At 73.5% G+C, this 2,777-nt stretch carries 2 protein-coding genes; both read left to right on the top strand.

Going from position 1 to position 2,777, the window contains the following annotated elements:
• Window positions 1-1,845, top strand: a 1,845-nt coding sequence (locus tag LP52_RS25370) for a type I polyketide synthase (protein WP_157036483.1), incomplete at its 5' end; no start/stop codon positions are given.
• A partial coding sequence (locus LP52_RS25365) for a beta-ketoacyl synthase N-terminal-like domain-containing protein (protein ID WP_040276949.1) occupies window positions 1,838-2,777 on the top strand: 940 nt, incomplete at its 3' end. The genes LP52_RS25370 and LP52_RS25365, both read left to right, overlap by 8 nt.

Genomic DNA, 2,777 nt, shown 5'->3' with positions numbered 1-2,777 from the left:
CGGCCCGACTGGACCCCCGCCGAAATTCCGCAGACCGCACCGGATCCGCCGGCCGTACTGGAGACCGGGGCGGGCGCCCGTTCCCTGCTCGAACTGCCCGATCCGGTGCCCGAACTGGTACTGGTCCCGCACGAGCCGTGGAACGGACAGCTCGGCGCGGCGCCGCAGGGTGCCCGCGAGGCGACGGCCTGGGCACTGGAGCTCGTCCAGACCTGGCTCGGCGAAGAGAGGTTCGCCGCTTCACGCCTCGGGTTCGTGCTGACCGGGCACCCGGCCGACGGCGACGTCGTCACCGCGGCGGTACGGGGCCTGGTGCGCTCCGCGCAGAACGAGCATCCGGACCGCTTCATGCTGGCCGCGTCCGAGGACGTCGAGTCGGCGGCGGCTGTGCTGCCCGCCGTCGCGCCCCAGGAGTCCGAAGTGTTCGTCGAGGACGGCGCGGTCCGTGCACGCAGGCTGGTGCCGGTGGAGGCGGACGGCACCGTGGAGCCGCCCGATACCGACGGCACCGTGCTGATCACCGGCGCGACCGGGGGCCTCGGCGCTCTCGTCGCCCGCCACCTGGCCCGGAATCACGGTGTAGACAGCCTCGTCCTCGCCGGACGCCGCGGCCTGGAGGCCCCCGGCATGGCGGAACTGTACGAGGAACTGACCGATCGGCAGGTCCGCGTGTCCGTCGCGGCCTGCGACGTGGCCGATCCCGAGGCGGTGGCCGGCATGCTCGGCCGGGTGCCCGCGGACCGGCCCCTGAAAGCCGTGGTGCACGCGGCGGGACTCCTCGACGACGGCGTGGTCTCCGGCCTCGCGCCCGGGCGCATCGACACCGTCCTGCGCCCGAAGCTCGACGGCGCCGTCACACTGTGGCGGCAGGTCCGCGAACTCAAGCCCGCGGCCTTCGTCCTTTTCTCGTCTGTTTCGGGAACCCTGGGCGGGGCGGGCCAGGCGGCCTATGCCGCTGCCAACGCCTCACTCGACGCGCTGGCCGCCCGGCTGCGGAGCGAGGGCGCGCCGGCGACCTCCATGGCGTGGGGGATGTGGGACCGGAGCAGCGGGATGGCGGAGAAGCTCGGCGAGGCGGACCTCCGGCGCGTGGCCCGCTCCGGAGTGGAGCCGATGGAGCCGGACGAGGCACTGGGGCTGTTCGACGAGGCCCTTCGCCGCGCCGAGCCCGTTGTGGCGCCGGTGCGGCTCGCGCCGGCCGCCCTGCGGTCGGCCGCACAGGACGGCCTGCTGCCCCCGGTCCTGCGCGCGCTGGCACCCCGTGCCGGCGGGCCCGCGGCGTCCCCGGCCTCCGGCGCACGCCTGCCCGCGGCCCCGTCACCGGCTGCGCCGCTCGCCGAGCGCCTGGCCGGGCTGCCGGAACCGGAGAGCAGGGACACCGTGCTGGAGCTGGTCCGCAGTACCGCCGCGTCGGTGCTGGGCTATGCCGAAGCCGGGGCGATCGATCCCGAGCAAGGGCTGCTCGACGCCGGATTCGACTCGCTGACCGCCGTGGAGCTCCGCAACCGGCTCAACAAGGCGACGGACCTGCGGCTGCCGGTGACGCTGCTCTTCGACTACCCCACCGCGGCCGCCATCGCGGAGCACCTGCTGGGCGAGCTGCTCCCCGACCCGCAGGAGCGCACCCGCGCCAAGCTCGACGAGCTGGAGGGCGAGCTGCGCGAGCTGGCCCGGGACGACGCAGCGCGCGAGCAGCTCCTGCCACGGCTGCGGGCGGTCCTCGAAGCGGTGCAGGCGGACGGCCGCGGAGAGCCGGGCAGCGAAACGGCCGCTCGCATCGAATCCGCCAGCGACGACGAGATGTTCGCCTTTATCGATCAGGAACTCGGTGTATCTGATGAGTGAAGAGAAGCTCCGCAACTACCTGAAGAAGGTCACCGCCGACCTGCACCGGACACGCGAGCAGCTCAAGCAGGTGGAAGAGGAGGCCCGCGAACCGATCGCCGTCGTCGGAACGGCCTGCCGCTTTCCCGGCGGGGTCGATACGCCGGACGGGCTGTGGGAGCTGGTGGCCGCCGAGCGTGACGCGATCACCCGGTTTCCCGAAGACCGCGGCTGGGACCTGGACTCCCTCTACGACCCCGAGGGCGGGACCCCCGGTACGTCCTACTCCCTCGAAGGCGGGTTCATCGACGGGGCCTACGACTTCGATGCCGGGTTCTTCGGGATCTCCCCGCGCGAGGCGCTGGGGATGGATCCGCAGCAGCGGCTGCTGCTGGAGACCGCGTGGGAGGCGCTGGAGAACGCCGACACCGACCCCCGCGACCTCCGGGGCAGCGCGACGGGGGTCTTCGCAGGGGTGATGTATCAGGACTACTCGCGCGGGCTGCACCGAGTCCCCGACGACCTCGAAGGCTACCTCGGCGCCGGCAACGCGGGCAGTGTGGCCTCCGGCCGGGTGTCCTACACCTTCGGGCTGGAGGGCCCGGCGATGACGGTGGACACGGCGTGCTCGTCGTCGCTGGTGGCGCTGCACCTGGCGGTTCAGGCGCTGCGGCGCGGCGAGTGCACGCTCGCCCTGGTCGGCGGCTCGATGGTGATGTCAACGCCGGTGGCGTTCACCGACTTCAGCCGGCAGGGCGGGCTGGCGCCGGACGGCCGGTGCAAGGCGTTCTCGGCGAACGCCGACGGGACCGGCTGGGGCGAAGGCGTGGGAATGCTCGCGGTCGAGACCTTGTCGCGGGCGCGTCGGCTGGGCCACCGGGTGCTGGGCCTGGTGCGGGGTTCCGCGGTCAACCAGGACGGCGCATCGAGCGGTCTGACCGCGCCGAACGGGC

The sequence above is a fragment of the Streptomonospora alba genome (assembly GCF_000826685.1).
Lineage (GTDB): Bacteria > Actinomycetota > Actinomycetes > Streptosporangiales > Streptosporangiaceae > Streptomonospora > Streptomonospora alba.
The sequence above is the reverse complement of the archived record's forward strand: the minus strand, read 5'-3'. Positions and strand labels throughout refer to the sequence as shown.